This is a genomic window from Hydrogenophaga sp. (assembly GCF_026125825.1).
Classification (GTDB): domain Bacteria; phylum Pseudomonadota; class Gammaproteobacteria; order Burkholderiales; family Burkholderiaceae_C; genus Hydrogenophaga.
In genome coordinates, this window is record NZ_JAHCKK010000221.1 from 1 (window position 1) to 1,423 (window position 1,423).

Sequence of the window (1,423 nt, forward strand, 5' to 3'; positions counted from 1 at the left end):
GGGTTCCTTCATATCGGCGGCGCACGGACCGCCCTCTTCAATTGGGCCCTGACCCGCAAGGCGGGGGGCACATTCATTCTCCGCATCGAAGACACGGACCTCGAGCGCTCCTCGCAAGCCGCGGTGGACGTGATCATCGAAGGCATGAAGTGGCTCGGCCTCGACCACGACGAAGGGCCCTACTACCAGATGCAGCGCATGGACCGCTACAAAGCGGTGCTCGCCGACATGGTGGCCGGTGGCCTGGTCTACCCCTGTTACATGAGCGTGACCGAACTCGATGCCTTGCGCGAGAAGCAGATGGCGGCGAAAGAGAAGCCGCGTTACGACGGCACCTGGCGGCCTGAGCCAGGCAAGACGCTGCCGCCCGTGCCTGAAGGCGTGAAGCCCGTGCTGCGCTTTAAAAATCCGCAGGGCGGCGTGGTGGCCTGGGACGACAAGGTCAAGGGCCGCATCGAGATCGCCAACGACGAGCTCGACGACCTCGTGATCGCGCGGCCCGACGGCACGCCCACCTACAACTTCTGCGTGGTCGTGGACGACATCGACATGGCCATCAGCCACGTGATCCGTGGCGACGACCACGTGAACAACACGCCGCGCCAGATCAACATCTTCCGCGCGCTCGGCAAGGAGCCGCCGGTGTACGCCCACCTGCCCACGGTGCTCAACGAGCAGGGCGAGAAGATGAGCAAGCGCAATGGCGCCAAGCCGGTCACGCAATACCGCGATGAGGGCTACCTGCCCGATGCCATGGTGAACTACCTGGCGCGCCTGGGCTGGAGCCATGGCGACGACGAGATCTTCAGCCGCGCGCAGTTCCTCGAGTGGTTCAACCTCGATCACCTGGGCCGCAGCGCCGCTCAGTTCGACGAAGCCAAGCTCAAGTGGGTCAATGCGCAGCACCTCAAGGCCATGGCCGACGACGCGCTCGCGCCGCTGGTGGCCGCGCACCTGCAGCAGCAAGGCATCGCGGTGGACGCGCGACTGCCGCGCATCTGCGGCCTGTTCAAGGACCGCTGCGACACCACCGTGGCGCTGGCCCAGTGGGCCAAGGCCTTCTACGCCGACATCGTCCCCAACGCCGAAGAGCGCGCGCAGCACATCACCGACGCCGTGCGGCCCGTGCTGGCCACGCTCTCGGAGAAGCTCGCGACCTGCGCCTGGGACAAGGCCAGCCTCTCGGCCGCCATCAAGGAAGTGCTGGCCGTGCACGGGTTGAAGATGCCGCAGCTGGCCATGCCGGTGCGTGTGCTCGTCATGGGTACGGCGCAGACGCCGTCGCTCGATGCGGTGCTTGAACTGCAAAATCGTGACGTTGTTCTGAGCCGTTTGCAGAACGGCTGAAAAAATCGCCTATAATTTGAGGCTTGCTGAAATGCACTGAGCGACAAAGTCGCAAGGGGCCATCAGCAAACCCTGT

Annotated in this window: 1 protein-coding gene; it reads left to right on the forward strand. The window is 64.7% G+C overall.

The features are described from left to right. Positions 1-1,347: glutamate--tRNA ligase (gltX, locus tag KIT86_RS25115; RefSeq protein WP_297403470.1), on the forward strand; the 1,347-nt coding region annotated here is incomplete at its 5' end. Positions 1,348-1,423 lie beyond the last annotated feature (76 nt).